This is a genomic window from Cupriavidus nantongensis (assembly GCF_041726985.1).
In the GTDB taxonomy this organism is placed as follows: Bacteria; Pseudomonadota; Gammaproteobacteria; order Burkholderiales; family Burkholderiaceae; genus Cupriavidus; species Cupriavidus nantongensis_A.
In genome coordinates this window covers 2,469,826-2,487,705 of the sequence record NZ_CP168302.1, presented here as the reverse complement: position 1 = coordinate 2,487,705, position 17,880 = coordinate 2,469,826, and the positions used below count along the sequence as shown (strand labels likewise).

Annotated in this window: 20 protein-coding genes; 12 read left to right on the top strand and 8 right to left on the bottom strand. The window is 66.7% G+C overall.

The genetic code is table 11. From position 1 onward, the window contains the following. Window positions 1-172: 172 nt before the first annotated feature. From ACEI37_RS10910 to ACEI37_RS10900, 3 genes are all read right to left on the bottom strand, one after another. Entirely contained in the window at window positions 173-793 is a 621-nt protein-coding gene (locus ACEI37_RS10910; RefSeq protein WP_373376717.1) for a copper resistance protein CopQ, read from the bottom strand. Window positions 794-1,190: 397 nt separating this feature from the next. Beyond that, window positions 1,191-1,757 (bottom strand): TetR/AcrR family transcriptional regulator, encoded by a 567-nt coding sequence (locus ACEI37_RS10905; protein ID WP_373376716.1) that lies wholly within the window; start codon window positions 1,755-1,757, stop codon window positions 1,191-1,193. Window positions 1,758-2,028: 271 nt separating this feature from the next. After that, window positions 2,029-2,415, bottom strand: a complete 387-nt coding sequence (locus tag ACEI37_RS10900; RefSeq protein WP_373376715.1) for a hypothetical protein — start codon at window positions 2,413-2,415, stop codon at window positions 2,029-2,031. Between the two features lie 337 nt (window positions 2,416-2,752). On the opposite strand from ACEI37_RS10900, the gene ACEI37_RS10895 reads away from it, so the two are divergent. The 5 genes from ACEI37_RS10895 (at window position 2,753) to ACEI37_RS10875 (ending at window position 5,665) form a co-directional block, all read left to right on the top strand. Beyond that, entirely contained in the window at window positions 2,753-3,679 is a 927-nt protein-coding gene (locus ACEI37_RS10895) for an alpha/beta hydrolase (protein ID WP_373376714.1), read from the top strand. Window positions 3,680-3,829: 150 nt separating this feature from the next. Next, window positions 3,830-4,114: a hypothetical protein gene (locus ACEI37_RS10890; protein WP_010812500.1), complete on the top strand. Its 285-nt coding sequence runs from the start codon at window positions 3,830-3,832 to the stop codon at window positions 4,112-4,114. Window positions 4,115-4,234: 120 nt separating this feature from the next. Next, a complete protein-coding gene (locus ACEI37_RS10885; protein ID WP_373376713.1) occupies window positions 4,235-4,927 on the top strand; it encodes an alpha/beta hydrolase in 693 nt (230 codons plus the stop codon). 58 nt (window positions 4,928-4,985) lie between these two features. After that, window positions 4,986-5,354 carry a hypothetical protein gene (locus tag ACEI37_RS10880; RefSeq protein WP_062803234.1) on the top strand — a complete coding sequence of 123 codons (369 nt, stop codon included), beginning with the start codon at window positions 4,986-4,988 and terminating at the stop codon, window positions 5,352-5,354. Window positions 5,355-5,464: 110 nt separating this feature from the next. Further along, a complete protein-coding gene (locus ACEI37_RS10875) occupies window positions 5,465-5,665 on the top strand; it encodes a hypothetical protein (RefSeq protein WP_373376712.1) in 201 nt (66 codons plus the stop codon). Between the two features lie 193 nt (window positions 5,666-5,858). Here ACEI37_RS10875 and ACEI37_RS10870 read toward each other — a convergent pair whose 3' ends face one another. Then, complete coding sequence (locus ACEI37_RS10870; protein ID WP_373376711.1) at window positions 5,859-6,986, bottom strand: AGE family epimerase/isomerase; 1,128 nt, start codon at window positions 6,984-6,986, stop codon at window positions 5,859-5,861. A gap of 134 nt (window positions 6,987-7,120) precedes the next feature. On the opposite strand from ACEI37_RS10870, the gene ACEI37_RS10865 reads away from it, so the two are divergent. Both ACEI37_RS10865 and ACEI37_RS10860 read left to right on the top strand, forming a co-directional pair. Further along, window positions 7,121-7,369 carry a hypothetical protein gene (locus tag ACEI37_RS10865; RefSeq protein WP_373376710.1) on the top strand — a complete coding sequence of 83 codons (249 nt, stop codon included), beginning with the start codon at window positions 7,121-7,123 and terminating at the stop codon, window positions 7,367-7,369. Window positions 7,370-7,610: 241 nt separating this feature from the next. Next, the gene (locus ACEI37_RS10860) at window positions 7,611-7,889 is read left to right on the top strand and encodes a hypothetical protein (RefSeq protein WP_373376709.1); all 279 of its coding nucleotides are present in this window, start codon (window positions 7,611-7,613) and stop codon (window positions 7,887-7,889) included. Between the two features lie 33 nt (window positions 7,890-7,922). Here ACEI37_RS10860 and ACEI37_RS10855 read toward each other — a convergent pair whose 3' ends face one another. Continuing rightward, complete coding sequence (locus tag ACEI37_RS10855) at window positions 7,923-9,557, bottom strand: acyl-CoA synthetase (RefSeq protein WP_373376708.1); 1,635 nt, start codon at window positions 9,555-9,557, stop codon at window positions 7,923-7,925. A gap of 196 nt (window positions 9,558-9,753) precedes the next feature. On the opposite strand from ACEI37_RS10855, the gene ACEI37_RS10850 reads away from it, so the two are divergent. The 5 genes from ACEI37_RS10850 (at window position 9,754) to ACEI37_RS10830 (ending at window position 15,827) form a co-directional block, all read left to right on the top strand. After that, on the top strand, window positions 9,754-10,470 hold the full coding sequence (locus ACEI37_RS10850) for a Crp/Fnr family transcriptional regulator (protein ID WP_373376707.1): 717 nt from the start codon (window positions 9,754-9,756) through the stop codon (window positions 10,468-10,470). A gap of 118 nt (window positions 10,471-10,588) precedes the next feature. Beyond that, the gene (locus tag ACEI37_RS10845) at window positions 10,589-11,233 is read left to right on the top strand and encodes an AraC family transcriptional regulator (protein WP_373376706.1); all 645 of its coding nucleotides are present in this window, start codon (window positions 10,589-10,591) and stop codon (window positions 11,231-11,233) included. A 208-nt stretch (window positions 11,234-11,441) separates the two neighbouring features. Beyond that, a complete protein-coding gene (locus tag ACEI37_RS10840; protein WP_373376705.1) occupies window positions 11,442-13,052 on the top strand; it encodes a hypothetical protein in 1,611 nt (536 codons plus the stop codon). A gap of 304 nt (window positions 13,053-13,356) precedes the next feature. Then, the gene (locus tag ACEI37_RS10835; RefSeq protein WP_373376704.1) at window positions 13,357-13,989 is read left to right on the top strand and encodes a response regulator; all 633 of its coding nucleotides are present in this window, start codon (window positions 13,357-13,359) and stop codon (window positions 13,987-13,989) included. Next, on the top strand, window positions 13,986-15,827 hold the full coding sequence (locus ACEI37_RS10830) for an ATP-binding protein (RefSeq protein WP_373376703.1): 1,842 nt from the start codon (window positions 13,986-13,988) through the stop codon (window positions 15,825-15,827). The genes ACEI37_RS10835 and ACEI37_RS10830 overlap by 4 nt, the downstream gene beginning before the upstream one ends. A 55-nt stretch (window positions 15,828-15,882) precedes the next feature. Here the strand turns inward: ACEI37_RS10830 and ACEI37_RS10825 are convergent, their stop codons facing one another. The 3 genes from ACEI37_RS10825 to ACEI37_RS10815 form a co-directional block, all read right to left on the bottom strand. Continuing rightward, window positions 15,883-16,050 carry a hypothetical protein gene (locus ACEI37_RS10825; protein ID WP_010812488.1) on the bottom strand — a complete coding sequence of 56 codons (168 nt, stop codon included), beginning with the start codon at window positions 16,048-16,050 and terminating at the stop codon, window positions 15,883-15,885. Window positions 16,051-16,257: 207 nt separating this feature from the next. Continuing rightward, window positions 16,258-16,680 (bottom strand): VOC family protein, encoded by a 423-nt coding sequence (locus tag ACEI37_RS10820; protein WP_373376702.1) that lies wholly within the window; start codon window positions 16,678-16,680, stop codon window positions 16,258-16,260. Window positions 16,681-16,709: 29 nt separating this feature from the next. Then, window positions 16,710-17,825, bottom strand: coding sequence for an NADH:flavin oxidoreductase/NADH oxidase (locus tag ACEI37_RS10815; protein ID WP_373376701.1), 1,116 nt, complete (start codon window positions 17,823-17,825; stop codon window positions 16,710-16,712). Window positions 17,826-17,880 lie beyond the last annotated feature (55 nt).

Sequence of the window (17,880 nt, the reverse complement as noted above, 5' to 3'; positions counted from 1 at the left end):
GCCGGCAGCGTTTGTGCGATCAGCGTGATGAGGGACCCGCTCGCAAGGCAAAGTCCAACCCATCCGCCCAGGATCAGCGCAGTGTCACGCCAACGCATGATCAACTCCTGAAGCGGGGCCGCTCCGTGGCGGCCCGGTGGTTTTGGATGGCCGGCGCCGGGCCGGCCGGTTCTCAGGCGATGGCGCCGTCGGTGTAGGGGTCGGCCTTGCCGACGCGCGCACCGTCGGTGTACGGGTCGACGCTGCGGGCCGGCGCGGCCGACACGCCGCTGCGGTCCAGGCCGGCTACCGTGCGGGCGCCGTCGGTGTACGGATCAGCCTTGCCCACGCGCGCACCGTCGGTGTACGGGTCGAAGCTGCGGGCCGGTTCGGCCGACACGCCGCTGCGATCCAGGCCGGCAACCGTGCGGGCGCCGTCGGTGTACGGGTCGGGCTTGCCCACGCGGGCGCCATCGGTGAACGGGTCGACCTTGCCGCTGCGGAAGTTGTAGCCGTAGCTGTCGGCCGGCACCGTGGCCGCGATCGTGCGCGCGCCGTCGGTGTACGGGTCAGGCTTGCCGACGCGTGCGCCTTCGGTGAACGGATCGAACTTGCCGCTACGCGCACCCTCTGTGAACGGGTCGAACTTGCCGGTGCGGGCACCGTCGGTAAAGGCATCGGCGTTGCCGACGCGGTAGCTGTAGCCGTACTTGTCGCCGGCGTTGGCGTTCACGCTGGCGGCCTGCGCCACACCGCCCGCGAGCGCGGCGGCAAGAGTGGCGGCGGTGATCAGGGTCTTGGCGGTCTTGGTCATGATGGGCTCCTGGGGTGCGATGGTTCGGATCGCGTCAAATTCGGTATCAGTGGCTGTTGCAGTCCTTCTTCCGATTCCGCATCTATCAGTAGATAGATAACCGGCCTCAAAAAAATGACCGCTTCCGGTCGTGCAATGGGACCGCCGTATGCCGCCTGGTCTTGCTTGTTGGTGGCGGTGCAGCGCTTCCATGGACTTGATACTATCTACTACTAGGTAGAGAGTCAAGGAAAAACGTTTCAATCGATCCGATAGGCATTCTCCATAACGCCTTAAACCGTTGTTTATGAAGCGATTTTCCGCAACCCGCCGGCCGCGCGGCAGGCAAATAAAAAAACCGCCATGCGGCTTGGGCCACATGACGGCTTCAGACGCGCCACTGATATCGCGCGCAAACTCAACCGGATACGGCAGCCATCAGCGTGTCGGCAGCGGCTTCAACGCGGTCCGACGTGCCGAACAGGCGTGCGGCGATCAGCCCGCTCTGCAGCGAGCCGAATACCACCTGTGCCAGCCGCGCCGGCGGCACCGGAAACGGCGTGCTGCGATGCGGCTGGGCCCGCTCCAGCAGGCCGGCGAGCCATTGCTCGTTCAGCAGGAAAAAGCCCTGCAGCATCTTGTGAACGGATTCGGGCAGGCACAGCGTCTCGGTCGACAGCATGCCGCACAGGCAGATCTGGTCCGAGCCGCAGCTGGCGCGGAATGGCGCCAGGTAGATGGCGGCCTGCTCGGTGACCGGCAGGGTCGTATCGATGGCGTTGATGCGCTCGGACAGGCGGGCGCTATATTCCTTCACCGCTTCCTGGACCAGGTCTTCCTTGGTCGGAAAGTAATAGTGGATGCTGGAGGTCTTCACGCCCACCAGCTCCGCCAGGTCGCGGTAGCTGAAACCGTTGAAGCCGCGCCGCCGGATCAGGATCAGGGTGTGCTCGAGCAATTGCTCGCGTACGGATTGGGTTTTCATGCAAGCAGTTTATCTACGCGAAGATAGACGCTCAAGTTGAAATGCCCCGGGGCTGGGGTAATTCCCTAGCCTCGGGGCACAGTGCACTACATGGGCGTTAGCCAGGCAGGACCTGCGCGGCGAAGGTAATCATCGAGCCACTCGTCACGCAAAGTACCAGCCATCCGCCAAGCAACAGGATGCTGTCACGCAAACTCATGATGGACTCCATCGGACGGCGGCCGGGTGCCGCCATCGTAAGTTGTGGGCCGCCGGCCGATGCCGGCGGCAATCAGGCCAGGGCGCCGTCGGTATAAGGATCAGCCTTGCCGACGCGCGCACCATCGGTGTACGGGTCGAAGCTGCGGGCCGGCTCGGCCGAGACGCCGGTGCGGTCCAGGCCCGCCACGGTGCGGAAGCCATCCGTGTACGGGTCGGTCTTGCCGACGCGTGCGCCTTCGGTGAACGGATCGAACTTGCCGCTGCGCGCACCCTCCGTGAACGGGTCGAACTTGCCGGTGCGAGCACCATCGGTAAAGGCATCGGCGTTGCCGACGCGGTAGCTGTAGCCGTACTTGTCGCCGGCGTTGGCGTTCACGCTGGCGGCCTGCGCCACACCGCCGACGAGCGCGGCGGCAAGGGTGGCGGCGGTGATCAGGGTCTTGGCGGTCTTGGTCATGATGGGCTCCTGGGGTGCGATGAGTCGGATCGCGTCAAATTCGGGGTCGGTGGCGATTCAGTAGGTCGTTTTCCAAGCTCGCATCTACTAGTAGATAGATTACAGGGCCTGAAAAAATGACCGCTCAGGTCATGCAATGGAATCGCCACATTTTCGTGCCTTCTTGCTTCCGTTGGCAGTGCAGCGGTGCCATGGACTGAATGCTATCTACTGATAGGTAGATAGTCAAGGAAAAAGATTTCTATCGAAGGGATAGCCGCCTCGCACCCGCCAGGGAAAAGCGCTCCTGGATGAACAATTCTTCACTTGCAAAGCCCGGCCTGCTAGCCTGAAGAAGATGAATCCCGACCCCCGCCCCCCTTCTCAAAGCGCGAGGCACCGATGGCTGGCCGCGGCAGCAGGCATGGCCGTGGCGGCCGGGGTCGCGCGGCATCTGCTGTTTCGTGCGCTGGAGCGCAAAGCCTTTGTCACGCCGACGGATGAGACAAGCCTCGCGGAATCACCCGACAATTCAGCCCCTATCGTGCGGCACGCCACCTTCGCCAGCGGCGACCGTATCCTCCACGCGGCCTTCATGCCGGTGGCAGACCCCGAAGCACCGGCCCTGATGGTGTGCCATGGCGACAACGAATGCCTGCCCGACTGGGCACCGGTGCAGGCCATGCTGGCCGATGCGGGCATCGCTTCCTATGTGTTCGACTACAGCGGCTACGGGCGCAGCAGCGGGCGGCCAAGCGTGCGCCGGCTGCGGCAGGATGCACTGGTCGCCTATGGACAATTCATCGCCGCCACCCCGCAATCGAAACGGCGCGTGGTGCTGGGACATTCGCTGGGCTCGGGCATCCTGCTCGATGTGGCGCGGCGTTTTGAGCCGCAGCCGGATGGCTATGTGATAGCCGCGGGCTTCAGCTCGGCGCGGCTGGCCGCGGTGCAGACCGGGCGCATCCCCGCATGGGCTGCGTGGCTGCTGCCGGATCCGTGGAACAACGCGGCACACGCGAGCAAGCTGGAACGGCCCCTGCTGGTGGTGCACAGCCGTGATGACGTGGTCATCGTGCCGCCCCATGCGGAACGCGTGGCAAGCGCTGCCAGGCATCTGCATGCGCTGGTCATGCACGAGGCCATGCCACACGATGCGGCCATATTGCCCGAGCATATCGACACCTTCTGGCCGCCGATCCTGCGCTTCGTGCAGGCACAGGCAACCAGCCCCGAAGCGCGATCGCAGCAAGCGCGTGATACCGGGCACATCATGGCCGATTAATCTAACGTAGAGTCCCGCGAGCGGCAATCATCCTTGTGGGCGAGGCGCCACGGCCAAGTGTCCGAGGGACGCTTTCGCGATTTCTTGTCTATATTTGTCCTCATGGCGAAAGCCCGCAAACTCGCTGTTGACAGCACTGGAGGTACTGCCATGCGTTGGCTTGCAAACTTGTTCAGTCCGCCGACCCCGGAAAAAATCGCCGAAAGGGAACTGCAAGACATGAGGCTGACGCTATTCCAGGCCGAACGGCGCTTGCTCGAGGCACAGATGCAGGTCGCCTACTACCGCGACATGGTGGCGTTCCTGGAAGATGTCGCGGCCAAGGGCGTGGAAGACGTGGTCGACAAGCGCCGCGCCACACCGCCCGCCATGCCCGAGCTGCCGGCGCGCACGCCCGGCCTGACCACGGTGCCGATCGTTCCGTCCGCGGCCTGAAGCGGACCCCATGCCGCGGCGCGTGCGAGGGCATGCGGCAAGGCAGGTCCGGACCTGTGCGATACTCGCGCTGCCTGACGCCCCCGTGGCGCAGGCACACCATCCACAGGAACCGGCCCCATGAGCGAACTGCTGCCCGCGATCGAAGTTGAAACCGCGCCCAATCCCGGCTGCGCCGTTATCTGGATGCACGGCCTGGGCGCCGATGGCAGCGACTTCGCTCCGGTTGTGCCCGAGTTGCGGCTGCCGGCCGCGCCCGGCGTGCGCTTTATCTTCCCGCATGCTCCGTCGATACCGGTGACGTGCAATGGTGGCTATGTCATGCCGGCATGGTATGACATCGTTTCCCTCGATCAGGCAGGCCGCCGCGCCGACGAGACCGGCATCCGCGCATCCTGCGAGGCCATTCGCGCCCTGATCGCACGAGAAAATACGCGCGGCATCCCGAGCGGCCGCATCGTGCTGGCCGGCTTCTCGCAAGGCGGCGCCATCGCCTACACCGCCGGACTGACCCACGCGGAGCCGCTGGCCGGCATCGTCGCACTGTCCACCTACATCCCCGCACCGTCGACGCTCGCTGCCGAAGCCAACCCGGCCAACGCCGCCACGCCGGTGTTCGCTGCCCATGGCACGCAGGACGACGTGGTGCCGCTGGCCATGGGCGTGGCCGCACGGGATTTCGTGCAGGCGCGGCCGAATCCGGTGACATGGCATACCTATCCGATGGGCCATGCGGTGTGCCTGGAAGAGATTGCGGAGATCGGCGCCTGGCTGGCTTCGCGTTTTGCGCAGGCCGGCGCCGCGCCCGCCTGACCGCCTTTGACATGACCACGGCCGGCCCCGCTGCGCCGGTCCGCACCAAGCTGCAAGCATGACCCTCGCCCCACCCCGCCGGATCGATTTCAATACCCGCAAGGCACTGCTGTTCGCGCTGGCCGCGGAACGCCTGTCGGCCTACTACGAACACCGCAAGTGGATGACCGACGCCCAGGGCGCCACGCTGGCCGGTGAATGGCTGTCGCGCTCGAAGCTGCAGTTGCCGCTGTCGGAACGGCGCCTGCTGTCCGAACTGAGCGACCAGTTTGCGCGGCAGCTCGCCGAGACCCTGTCGCGCGAAGCCGGCCTCTATGCTGCGCACGAAATGATGGAAGCGCTCGATCCGAACTACCAGTCCGCGTTCGCCTACGACATGCTCGAGGAATGCGAGCGGCTGCTGCACGAACACGGCGTCACGGAATAAGGACGACGGCCAGAAAGCCCGCAAAGGGGCTGCGTTTGCAAAGGTTGACAATCGCCCGGCGTACGCGCGCTTAAACTTCGCGCACCAATGACGCCCCACTGTCCGCCACCATGGAACGCAAGCACTGCCTGGCCTGGATTGCGCTGAGCATGATCGCAGCAGCCTTGCTGACGCTGCTGTGCCTGATCCTGAACGACCACGCCGAAACCCAGGCGCAGAAGCGCGTCGAGCAAATGGCTGTCCGCGTCAAGCCGGCCGGCGCTGGCCTGATCCAGGCCAATGCCCCCTCACCCTCGTCGCGACGCCCTTAGCCGTCCCGGCATTCTGAACGCCTGCAACAGGCCAGCGCCCGCTGAGTCGGGGCAGGCGCGCTCCGGCCCGCAACTTCAGAACGACGACCAGGTAGTTAAGAAGAATTGCGATGCAGGCCGGAGCGCGGGCTTGAGTGTAGACGCGCGTTCTCCCGGCAACTGCAAAGAATTGACAACGTCCTGGTCCGTACGGTCACGCAGCCGGTGCGGGCCATTGCAGCCCTGCTGCCGCAGCCAGCGCCTGGTAAGACGTCGCCAGGTGATAGGGCGAGGTCGAGGGCATCTCCGCACGCAGCACGTCGCCGGTCGGCGCCAGGCACTCATGCCAGCCTTGCGCAGACAGAAAACGGTTGCGGAACTGCGCGGCCCAGTCAGCCAGCATGGCCAGCGACTGCGCCGAGCCTTCCACTGCCAGCGCGCGCGCGAACTCGGTCTGCGCCCAGATGCGCTCGGTGCCGTCGATGCGTGCGCCGCCCGCCTCCAGCGCCGCGCAGACACCCAGCGTGCCCGCGGCCACGCCGTGCTGCTGCGCGAACGCGAAAGCGCGGCGCAGGGCATCCGACAGAGGCAGGTCGCCAAACAGCGCTGGCCTGCCGGCCACCAGCGAGAACCATTCGAACTGGTGCCCGGGTTCGATGCGGTTGTCCGCGCTGCCTTGCGGCAGCTCCGCCACGCAGCCGCTGGCGGGATCGACAAAACGCTCGTGCACCGCCATCGCAATCTCCCGCAGCCGTTCCGCATACCACTCGTCTCCGGTGGCATCGAGCGCGGCCAGGTAGGCCTCGGTCAGGTGCATGACCGGGTTCTGCAGCACGCCCGCACCCTTGGGCCGGAAGTGCTCGGTCAGCGCCGCGTGGTACAGGCCCTGTCCATCGGCGAAGCGGTCTTCGACGATATCGACGGTTTCATCGAGCACCTCCAGCGCGTCCTCGTTACCGAAGCGCGCGTAATACGCGGCGCAGGCGAAGATCACGAAGGCATGGGTGTAGAGGTCGCGTGTGCTGTCGAGCGGCGCGCCGGCCGGGTCGACGCTGTAGATCCACGCGCCCTCGCCATTGCCGAAATACGCCTGCAGCGAGCCGAACAGCGTATCGGCGTGCGCCTGCTGCCCTGCCAGCGAGAACACGTACAGCTGGCGCGCGCACGCCATGGCGCGATAGCGCGCCGGCGGCAGCGGCGCGGCGCTACCGCCGTCGAGCCCTTCATAGGGGAGCAACAGGTCGGGATTCCAGCCAGAGGCGGTCCACAGCGGCAGCACGACGGCATCGTAATGCGCCGTCAGGGCGGCGATCCGTTGGTTGAGCTCGGGCGAGAGAGGCATGTTCAGGCGACAAGATCCGGCGCGGCGACTGCCGCAAAGGCCGTATCTTGCCATGTCGCGGCCCCAATGCCTCATGGCATTTGCGGCGCACACTTGCTAGCATCAATGCGCCTACCTGCGAACGGGAGACACCCATGTCGACTTTGCCTCTCACGCTGACCGACGACCACCGCACCCTCGTGCTGCATGTCCTGGAGGACGCACCGGGCCAGTTCACCTGGCGCATCGTCATGGAAGAACGCTGTGGCGCCGCCGACGAGGACTGCACGGTCGCAGCACCGGGCACCTACAGGTCCTATGCGGAAGCCGAAGCCGCATGCTGGGCCGCCGGCAACGGCATCCTGAACGGCCCGCGCGCCGCAGGCGAACTGCGCATCACCTGACACCCGCAAAATTCCGCGATTCACTTGCACTACGCGCCGCGTGACCTAGTCTGGAAGCGTGGCAGTGGCAACGCGGGGGGATGCATTACCCGCGATTCTCCATTCCGGCCACGTCCCGGGCAAGCGCTGCTGCCCGGTGCGCTTTTCTGCCACCTGCCTGTCATCTTCCTGGCCTTTACTGACCTGGTCGCCATGCCGCCCCAAGAAACGGGTACGGTGCCCACGGCCGCAGGAGCATGCAATGGACAAGCCGGTCGTCACGCCCCAGCGCTTCGTTGAAATGATGAACGAACGCCTCACCAAGCATCCGCTGTTCCGCGAGGGCATGCGGGTCTATGCCATTCCGCAGCACAGCGACCATCCGCGCAGCCTGGTCTGCGTGGGACCGCGCGGCACCGAATGCGTATGCGCCACCATCGAAAGCATCGTGCGCGGCGAATGCGAGGTCTTCCCCGACATCGGCCCGGACTGGCATCAACCACCCCGGACTGCAACGCCGCCCGAGGTGCGGGCGCGCTGAATGGACGCGGCGCCGTATGGCGCCGCTTGCATTTCAGACGTCGATGGCCGAATCCGACTTCACCTTGCGGCGCAGCTCGAATTTCTGGATCTTGCCGGTGGAGGTCTTGGGCAACGGGCCGAAGTAAACCGCCTTGGGCACCTTGAAGCCCGCCAGCAGCGTGCGGCAATGCGCGATCAGTTCTTCCGCGCTGACGCTGGCCCCGTCCTTCAGTTCGACAAAGGCGCACGGCGTTTCGCCCCACTTGGCATCGGGCTGCGCCACCACCGCCGCGGCCAGCACCGCAGGATGCCGGTAGAGCGCGTCTTCCACTTCCACGCTCGAGATGTTCTCGCCGCCGGAAATGATGATGTCCTTGCTGCGATCCTTGATCTTGATGTAGCCGTCGGGCATGCACACACCCAGGTCGCCGGTATGGAACCAGCCGCCGGCGAAGGCTTCGCGCGTGGCCTTCTCGTTCTTCAGGTAGCCCTTCATGCAGATGTTGCCGCGGAACATGATCTCGCCGATGGTCTCGCCATCGGCCGGCACCGGCTGCATGGAGTCGGGATCGAGCACGGCCACCTGCGACTGCAGGTGGTAGCGCACGCCCTGGCGCGCCTTCTTGACCGCACGGTCCTGCTCGGACAGCGTGCTCCAGTCGTCCTGCTCGGCGCAGACCGCGGCCGGGCCGTAGACCTCGGTCAGGCCGTAGACGTGGGTCAGCTCGAAGCCCATCGCCTCCATCTGCGCCAGCACCGCGGCCGGCGGCGGCGCGCCGGCCACCATGCCGCGCACCGGCCCACGCACGCCCTCGCGCCACACAGCGGGCGCATTGACCAGCGCGGTATGCACGATCGGCGCGGCGCAGTAATGGGTCACGCCCTCGTCGCGCATCAGATCGAACACCAGCTTGGGCTCGAACTTGCGCAGGCATACGTTGACGCCCGCGCGCGCCGCCACCGTCCACGGGAAACACCAGCCGTTGCAGTGGAACATCGGCAGCGTCCACAGGTAGACCGGGTGCTTGGGCAGGTCCCACTCAAGGATGTTCGAGATGGCATTGATGGCCGCGCCGCGGTGGTGGTAGACCACGCCCTTGGGATCGCCTGTGGTGCCCGACGTGTAGTTCAGCGCGATCGCATCCCACTCGTCAGCAGGCAGTTGCCAGGTGTACGCCGGGTCGCCGCCGGCGAGGAAGGCTTCGTAGTCGGTGTCGCCGAACGGCGCCGCCTGCGGTCCCAGCACGTCGTGCACGGCAATCACCTTCAGGCCCGGCAGTTCATGCGCCATCTGCCGCGCCACATCGGCAAACTCGGTATCGGCCAGCAGCACGCGCGCCTCGCCATGGCGCAGCATGAACAGCAGGTTGGCGGCGTCGAGTCGGATATTCAGCGCATTGAGCACGGCACCGGCCATCGGCACGCCGAAATGCGCTTCCACCATCGCCGGCGTATTGGGCAGCAGCGCGGCCACGGTATCGCCCTTGCCGACACCGGCGCGTGCCAGCGCGCTGGCCAGGCGCCGCGCACGCGTATAGGTGTCGCGCCAGTTCTGGCGCAGCGGACCATGCACGATGGCCAGGCGATCGCCATACACCTCGGCGGCGCGGACCAGGAAATCAATGGGAGTCAGCGGCACGAAGTTGGCCGCGTTGCGGGCCAGGCCGCTGTCGAAATCGGTTGGCATTACGGGTGTCTCCGCCTTATCGAGTCAATCGGGCGCTGTCATTCGGGCGCCTTGCGGCGCTGTCACTTTTTCCGGCACAAGGCTATCATCGCACACGCCGGCGCACTGTCGTCGAGACGACAAACCTGCCGCAAACCCGCGCCAGGCAAGGCTTACACGATTCTTACAGGATCCGGCGCAGCCCGCCCGTCCCGCCATGAGCGAACCCGCAGACCCCACTTCCCTCCCCGCCCCGGCGCCCGCCGCGGTGCTGGCCGGCCATGCCTGGTTCGGCGAACTGGCCCCGGCGCACCAGGCCCTGGCCGCGCGCGAAACCCTGCTGCAGCCTTTCGCCGCGGGCAGCTTCATCGCCCGGCGCGGCGAGCCGTCGCGCCACTGGATCGGCGTCGACAGCGGCCTGATCAAGCTGGCCGTGTACACGCCCGATGGCCGCGGCTGCACCTTCTCCGGCGTGCCTGCCGGCGGCTGGTGCGGCGAAGGCAGCGTGATCAAGCGCGAGGACCGCCGCTATGACGTGATCGCGATCCGCGACTCGCAGGTGCTGCTGGTGCCCGAGCCGGTCTTCAACACATTGCTGGCGCAGAGCCTGCCGTTCGCAAGCTTTGTCGTGCGCCAGCTCAACGAACGCATGGGCCAGTTCATCGCCACCGTGCAGAACGATCGCCTGCTGGGGGCCGATGCGCGCGTGGCGCAAGCCATCGCGCAGCTGTTCCATCCGGACCTGTATCCGCGCACCAGCCCGGTACTCGAGCTGTCGCAGGAAGAGATCGGCCTGCTTACCGGACTCTCGCGCCAGCGCGTCAACCAGGCGCTGCGCCGGCTGGCCGATGCGGGCATGGTGCATCTGTCGTACCAAAGCATCCGCGTGACCGACCTGCCACGGCTGCGCCACTTCGGGATGTCTGACCTGTAATGCGGCCGCCACCAGGGGCCGGGGCCGGCCTTAAACCGCTGTCCGTGGCTTGCGCCGCCCGCCGAATCCTGCGACAGTTACCCGCCGCACCGCCGCCAGCTTCCGGGTCGTTTTCCGCATGCCGCTTGTCAGCCGTCACCACGTCCGCTTTGCCCGCCTGCGCTTTCCCTTTGCCGTTCATGTGCAAGCCCTGCACGGCACGGCCAGCCTGCGCGATGCCAATGCGCGGCGCGAAGTGCGGCCCGGCGACCCGTTCGTGGTGCACGCCTTCGCCCACTTCGACTGCGACCTGCCCGGTACCTGGCAGCAGCCCTGCGCCATCGTCCTGACCGCCGTACCGGACAGCGAATGCCCGCGCCTGGCCGGCAAACCCGCCGAGCGCCCCTGGTCGCGCCAGTTCGCGGGCCTGGTCTTTTCCCGCCCTGAAACCGACTGGAACGCGGAGCGCCTGGCGGCGCAGTGGCAGGTGCCGGCACGCCTCGTGCGAGCGCGCCTGTTTGCCGAAGGCGAGGCGCTGCATCCGCTCCTGCGCGAGCAACGTGCCGCCCATGCGCTGCACGCGCTGGCCAGTGCCGTCGGCCCGGTGCCCGCGCTCGACCAGCTGGCCGCGCATGCGGGCCTGCGCTCAGCCACCGCACTCGCGCGCGGCTGGCACGACTGGTTCGGCATCGATGCCGCACGGCTGCTTGAAGATTGCCGCGCCGGTGGCCGCACGCTTGCGCCGCCGGCGACGTGGCCGGCGCTGATCCAGGCCGCAGCCTGAGTCGTCTTGTTTCCCTGGGCGGCCAACCGCCCCTCATGCCCCGCGCAGTTTGTCAATCACCTCAACGCGGGTTGGGCACGCTGAGCCATTTCACGCAAAATCGCGCCCGCAGGGCGGGTCAGCCTCCCTGTGGGCGGGGTCCTGCATGAGCCAGTGTTCCACCACGCAGCGCCCTGCCATAACAAGAACCACAGAAAACAATACAGGGATGAAAACAAAACATCTGTTTTTGACGGGTCTGGCGGCGGCCGTACTGACGGCCTGCGGAGGCGGCGGCGGAGATTCGGCGCCCACCGCGGCACCTACCGCCACGAAGATCACCGGCACCGCGGCAGTGGGGGCGGCGTTGGGCAATGCCACCGTCCAGGCCAAGTGCGCCGCGGGGAGCGGCACGGCCACTACCGCCGCGGACGGCACCTTTACGCTCAGCATCGAAGGCGCCACGCGCCCCTGCGTGCTCAGCGTCAAGACGCCTGACGGCACCACGCTGCATTCGGTACTGGAGGCGGGCACCGGCACCACCGCAGTGGCCAACATCACCCCGTTGACCGAGCTGGTGACCGCATCGCTGGCGCAAGGCAGCACCACGGCCTTCTTCGAACAGTTCGACGCTGCGGCGCAGGCCAAGCTGACTTCCGACGGCCTGCTCAGCGCGACCCAGGCGGTGCGCCTGGTGCTGACCGGCGTGGTGGACCTGGGCAGCGTCGACCCGCTAAAGGATCCGCTGGTGGCCGCCAACGGTGCCAACGCCGGCAATGCGCAGGACAAGTTGCTGGACCAGCTGGGCGATCGCCTGGAAGCGTCGCAGACCACGCTGGATGAGTTGTCCTCCGCGGTGGGTGCCAATGCCGACGCCGCGGCGGTCCAGACCGCGCTGCAACCTGCGGCGGCGACCTGCGCCGGGCTGAAGACCGGCAAATACCATGTGATCGGACTGGGCTCCGCAGCGGCGGAAGCAGGCGACCTCGACGCCGCCGCGCTCAAGCTGCAGCTCGGCAACGAGACCGTGCCCTTCACCGCCGTTGCCAACGACAACTGCCGCTTCACCGTGCCGGGCACAAACGGGGCCACCAACACCGTGATGGTCGCCAAGTCCGGCATCGCACTGGCCGTGCCGCCCGCGGGCCCGATGACCGATCTGCCCACCCTCCTGGTGCCGGCACAGGCGGTTGCCCTGGCCGACCTGGCAGGCGACTGGAACGGTCTCGGCATGGAGCGGGACCACAGCGGAGCCCCCTACGCATCGCGCCGCGTGACCTTCAGCATCGATGCCGCGGGCAAGCTGACCAAGGGTGCCGACTGCTCCGGCGTGAACACCTGCGAGCCATGGCTGCCTGAAGAACTGCCGACGCTCAGCGCCAACGCCGACGGCAGCATCAAGATCAGCGACAGCTTCGGCTCGCAGCTTGCCTATGCATTCAAGGGCACCGACGGGCAGGTGACGGTCGTGATCACCCACGATGATGGCTTCATGATGGCCACCAAGCAGGTGGTTCGCCCCCTGCCGGTGGTGGGTGCGACCAACTCGTACTGGGACACGCTTGTGTATGGCGGCCTGGTGCCCACGCTGGAAAACGCCGGCACGTGGTCGACCATCGTGACTGTGGTGGACGCGCAGACCGGCAGCTACACGCGAAAGCGCGTGGAAGACGGCCGCCTGGACAGCTGGAAGGTCAACAGCCCGGCGAACGGCCTGCGCTACCGTGCCGCCAGCATCAAGGCTTCCGAGATGATCTCGCTGGTCACGGGCAATATCGGCCTGAGCTGGGGCATCGCCGTGAACGGATCGTTCTACGATATCTCGGTAAGCCGCCCGTAAACGCCCATAACCGCCCCGCGAGGCGCCCGGTGCGGGCGCCTTGCACCAGGCAGGTCAAGCCGGTGCCGCGATGCGGTGCCGGCTTTTTTTGCTTCTCGCGGGCCAAAAAAATACCCACAGCCGGGTGGTAGTGGGTAACAAAGTGGTGCGGGCACGTCGCGGAACTGCCCACGGCTCGCATCTTTGCATCGGCATTGCCGTGCGCCAATAATCTTTCCGGACTAGTTGCGTCCCCACAGCGGTTGCATGGACAAGCGTGGTCGATTCTTGTCCAATGGATCGCCCCTCGAGTCCGCTCTGTTCAATGCCCCACGCCCGCCTGCTGCTGATCGACGACCACACCCTGTTCCGCACCGGGCTGCGCCTGGTGCTGGCCGACAGCCCGAGCGTGGCGCATATCATCGAGGCCGGTTCGGTCATGCACGCGGTGCAGGACCACGGCGGCGCGGCGGTCGACATCATGCTGCTCGATATCCAGATGCCCGGCCTGAACGGCATCGAGGGGGTCAAGGTATTGCGCCGGCATTTCCCGGCGGCGCGCATCCTGATCGTGTCGGGCACTTCGGGGCTCGAGACCATACCGGCCGAAGTGCGGCGCGAGATTGCGGGCTTCCTGCCCAAGTCCGCGGACGCAAACGAAATCGAGGAAGCGATCGCGTGCTGCCTGGCCGGCGGCACGCATTTTTCCGGCGAAGCCGATGCCGCGGCACCGCCCCAGACATCCTACGCTGCGAGCAACCTCACACCGCGCCAGCTGGAAGTGCTGCACCAGCTGACGCTCGGCCGCTCGAACAAGGTCATTGCCTACCATATGGGCCTGTCCGAGAACACCGTGCGCGTCCATGTCGCGGCCATCCTGGACCATCTCGGCGTGGTCAGCCGCGTCGAAGCCATCCTCGAAGCCCAGCGGCGCGGCCTGGTACAGGCGGTGCGATGACGGCGGAGACAAAAGCCCCGGCCGGCCCCGTGCGCGGGCCGCTGCGCTGGCTGCCCCGCTACGATGCCCCACGCATTCTGGCGGCGCAGATGACCCTGATCGACCAGAGCTTCGGTTGCGCGATGGCAGGCAGTTCGCTGGCAGCGATCTTCCTGGCGGCGGGCCTGGTCCTGAACTGGGACCGTCCCGGCGCCCTGCCCTGGGCCGGTGCGATGGTGCTGGCTTGCGCCGTCGCGTACTTCGGGCGGCTGCGGCTGCCCGGGCGGCTGAGCGAAGCCGGCGCGGCGCGCTATGCGCGCGGCATGACCGCCATGCTGATGCTGATTGGCGCGCTGTGGGGACTGGTGGCGTGGCTATACCTGGACGTGCGCATGCCGGCCGTGGTGATCTGCATCCTGTCGCTGATCGCCGGCATGAGTGCGGCGGCGCTCGCGGTGTTCTCGGCATGCCTGCCGGTGGCGATCGGTTTCTTCGTGCCGGCGATCGTGCCGGTCTGGATCGCGTTCCTGGCCACCGGCGATATCGAATACCTGCCGATGTTCCTCGCCACGCCGCTGTACCTGTGCGTGCTGCTGGTATTTGCGCGCAACTACGCGCGCGTGGCGCGGCAATCGATCGCGCTGCGCTTCGAGAACGTGGAACTGATCGCGCAGCTGCGCGAGCAGACCGCGCGCGCCGAGGCCGCGCAGCACGCGGCCGAAGAAGCCAGCCGCGCCAAATCGGTGTTCCTGGCCTCCGCAAGCCATGATCTGCGCCAGCCACTGCACGCGATGGGGCTGTTCCTGGTATCGCTGGGCCGCACCAGCCTGGATGAACGCCAGCGCCAGTTGCTGGCGCATATCGAGGCCTCTTCCGGCGCCGCGCGCGAGATGCTGAATTCGCTGCTGGACTTCTCCAAGCTCGAGGCCGGCGTGATCACGCCGCGCGCGCGAGCGTTCCGCCTGCAGCCGCTGCTGCACAAGCTGGAGAACGAGTTCGCGCCGCAAGCCGAGGCGCGCGGGCTGGTGTACCGCACCCGCGATACCACCGTCACGCTGCATGGCGATCCGACGCTGGTCGAACTGGTGCTGCGCAACCTGATTGCCAATGCCATCCGCTATACGCAGCGCGGCGGCGTGCTGGTGGCCTGCCGCAAGCGCGGCGAGTGCGCGACGATCGAAGTCTGGGACACCGGCATCGGCATCCCCGCCGCCCAGCACCGCGACATCTTTCGGGAATTCCATCAGCTGGGCAATCCCGAACGCGACCAGCGCAAGGGGCTGGGGCTGGGACTGGCCATCGTCGAGGGCCTGGCGCGCACCATGCAGACGCGCGTGACGCTCGCGTCCAGCCCCGGGCGGGGCTCGGTGTTTCGCTTCGGCATGCCGCAGGCCTGGGAGTCCCCCGAAGAGAGCCCGCGCCCGCCGGCGGCGCGCGCACTCGATGGGCTGCGCGTGCTGGTGATCGACGACGACGAGGCCATCCGTAGCGCGATGTCCGAGCTGCTGTCGGCATGGCGCTGCGAATGCCGCACGGTCGAATCGGAAGAACAGGCACTGGCAGCGCTGGAGGAATTCACGCCCAGGCTGGTGCTGGCGGATTACCGCCTGCGCGGACACCGCACCGGCCAGCAGGCGTTGGACGCGATCCGCCAGCAGCTGGGCCGCCACGTGCCCGCCATCATCATCACGGGGGATACCGCGGCCGACCGCCTGCGCACCGCGCACGCGACCGGCACCGCATTGCTGCACAAGCCGGTGGTACCGCAGGAATTGCAGGCGGCCATCGACACCCTGTTGCGCGAGTTCCCGGCACAGGTCAGCGGCGCTAAGGACCGCCAGGCGGCGGTCACGAAATGAACTACGCCCCGGTCACGCCGGGGTCAGGTCCAATGCAGGGCCAGGTCAGGGCCAATCAACCGCCCGAATGCAGCGGCGACAGCGAATAGGCCAGCACCAGCCCCGCTACGATCGCCGGCGACCCGAGCCGGATCGCCGTGCTGCGGGACAGTACGCCCAGATACACATACAAACACACCAGCACCATCGCAGTCACATACAGCAGGCTGTCATAGACTTGCATGGACGTCTCCCTTGCCATTGTTCTTATTGCTTTACTTCGGTGGGCTGCCAACGGGGCGGGATGCGTGGGGGTGCTGCGGAACTGCGTGGGGCGCTCCGTCGACAGCATGCTATGGCTGTCTGTTCAAAGGATAGTCCGGACTTCGGCGGCGCGTGGCAATTATGGAAATCCCTTTGCGGCGCTGCACCAGCAGCGGTGCGCGTCCGCTCAATCGGCTGGCAGCATCTCGGGGTTCCATGCGATTTCCCACAAATGTCCGTCCGGATCGTGGAAGTAGCCGGCATATCCGCCCCAGAATGTGTCCTGTGCCGGCTTGACCACGCTTGCCCCCGCGGCCAGTGCCTGGGCCATCACCGCATCGACCTCGGCCTTGTCGGCGACGTTATGGGCCAGCGAGAAATCGGTCAGCGCGCGCGACGTTACCTGCAGTCCGGCATCATGCGCCAGGCTGGTGCGTGGCCATAGCGCGAGCTTGAGTCCAGCCTGCAGGTCAAAGAACGCCACCGCGCCGTGCTCGAACTGCTCACCCACGATGCCGGCGGTAGGCAGGCCCAGTCCGTCGCGATAGAAGCGCACCGCACGCTGCAAGTCGTCGACACCCAGCGTGATCAGCGTAATCCTCGGTTTCATGGCAGTTCCTCACATTGTTGGTCGACAGGCTAGCGCTGTCCAAACGCTGCACCGGCGAACAGGTCTTTCAGCTCGCGCGGCTGCGAACGCCAGTATTGCTTGGGCGCCTGCACGCTCGCGCCAAGGCGCGCCGCCGCATGCCAGGGCCAGCGGGGGTCATACAGCATGGCACGCGCCAGCGATACCGCATCGGCTTCCTGGTTGGCGATGATCGCTTCGGCCTGTTCCGGTTCGGTGATCAGGCCCACTGCAATCGTCGGCAGGCCTACCTCCGCCTTCACCCGCTGCGCGTAGGGCACCTGATAGCCGGGCCCGAGCTTGATCGCCTGCTGCGGCGAGACCCCGCCGGTAGTCACGTGGATCGCCGCGCAACCGCGCGCTTTCAGCGCCTTCGACAACGCCACCGTGCCCTCGATATCCCATCCTCCCGGCACCCAGTCGGTTGCCGAGATGCGCATCCACACCGGTCGCTGCGCCGGAAACGCCTCGCGCACCGCGTCGAACACTTCGATCGGGAAGCGCATGCGGTTCTCCAGGCTGCCGCCGTATTCGTCGTCACGGTGGTTGGCCAGCGGCGACAGGAACTGGTGCAGCAGATAGCCATGCGCGGCGTGGATCTCGATGCCATCCAGCCCCAGCCGCGCCGCACGCCTTGCCGCGGCGACAAAGTCATCGCGCACCTTGTCCATGCCGGCGCGATCGAGCGCCACGGGCGCGACTTCCTCAGCGCCGTGCGGCACCGCAGAAGGTGCTACCGTATGCCAGCCACCGGGTGCATCCGGGGCAATCTGCTGGCCGCCGTCCCACGGCGCCTGGCTCGACGCCTTGCGGCCGGCGTGCCCCAGCTGGATCCCAATGGCGATTGGCGAATGCGCACACATCGCGTTGACCACGCGGCGCAGCGCCGCTTCGTTGTCGTCCGAATACAAGCCCAGGTCTTGCGGCGTGATCCGCCCTTCCGCCGAGACCGCCGTGGCCTCGACGATCAGCATGCCCGCGCCCGACAGCGCCAGCGAACCCAGGTGGATCATGTGCCAGTCGCCCGCGTTGCCGTCGTGCGCGGAATACTGGCACATCGGCGCGATAGTGATGCGATTAGCAAGGGTGAGGCCGCCGATAGCGAGCGGCGCGAACAGAAGGCTCATGTGTAATGCTCCTTGCAGGGATCTTGCTGCCCTTCCAGACAGGAATTCTGATTCT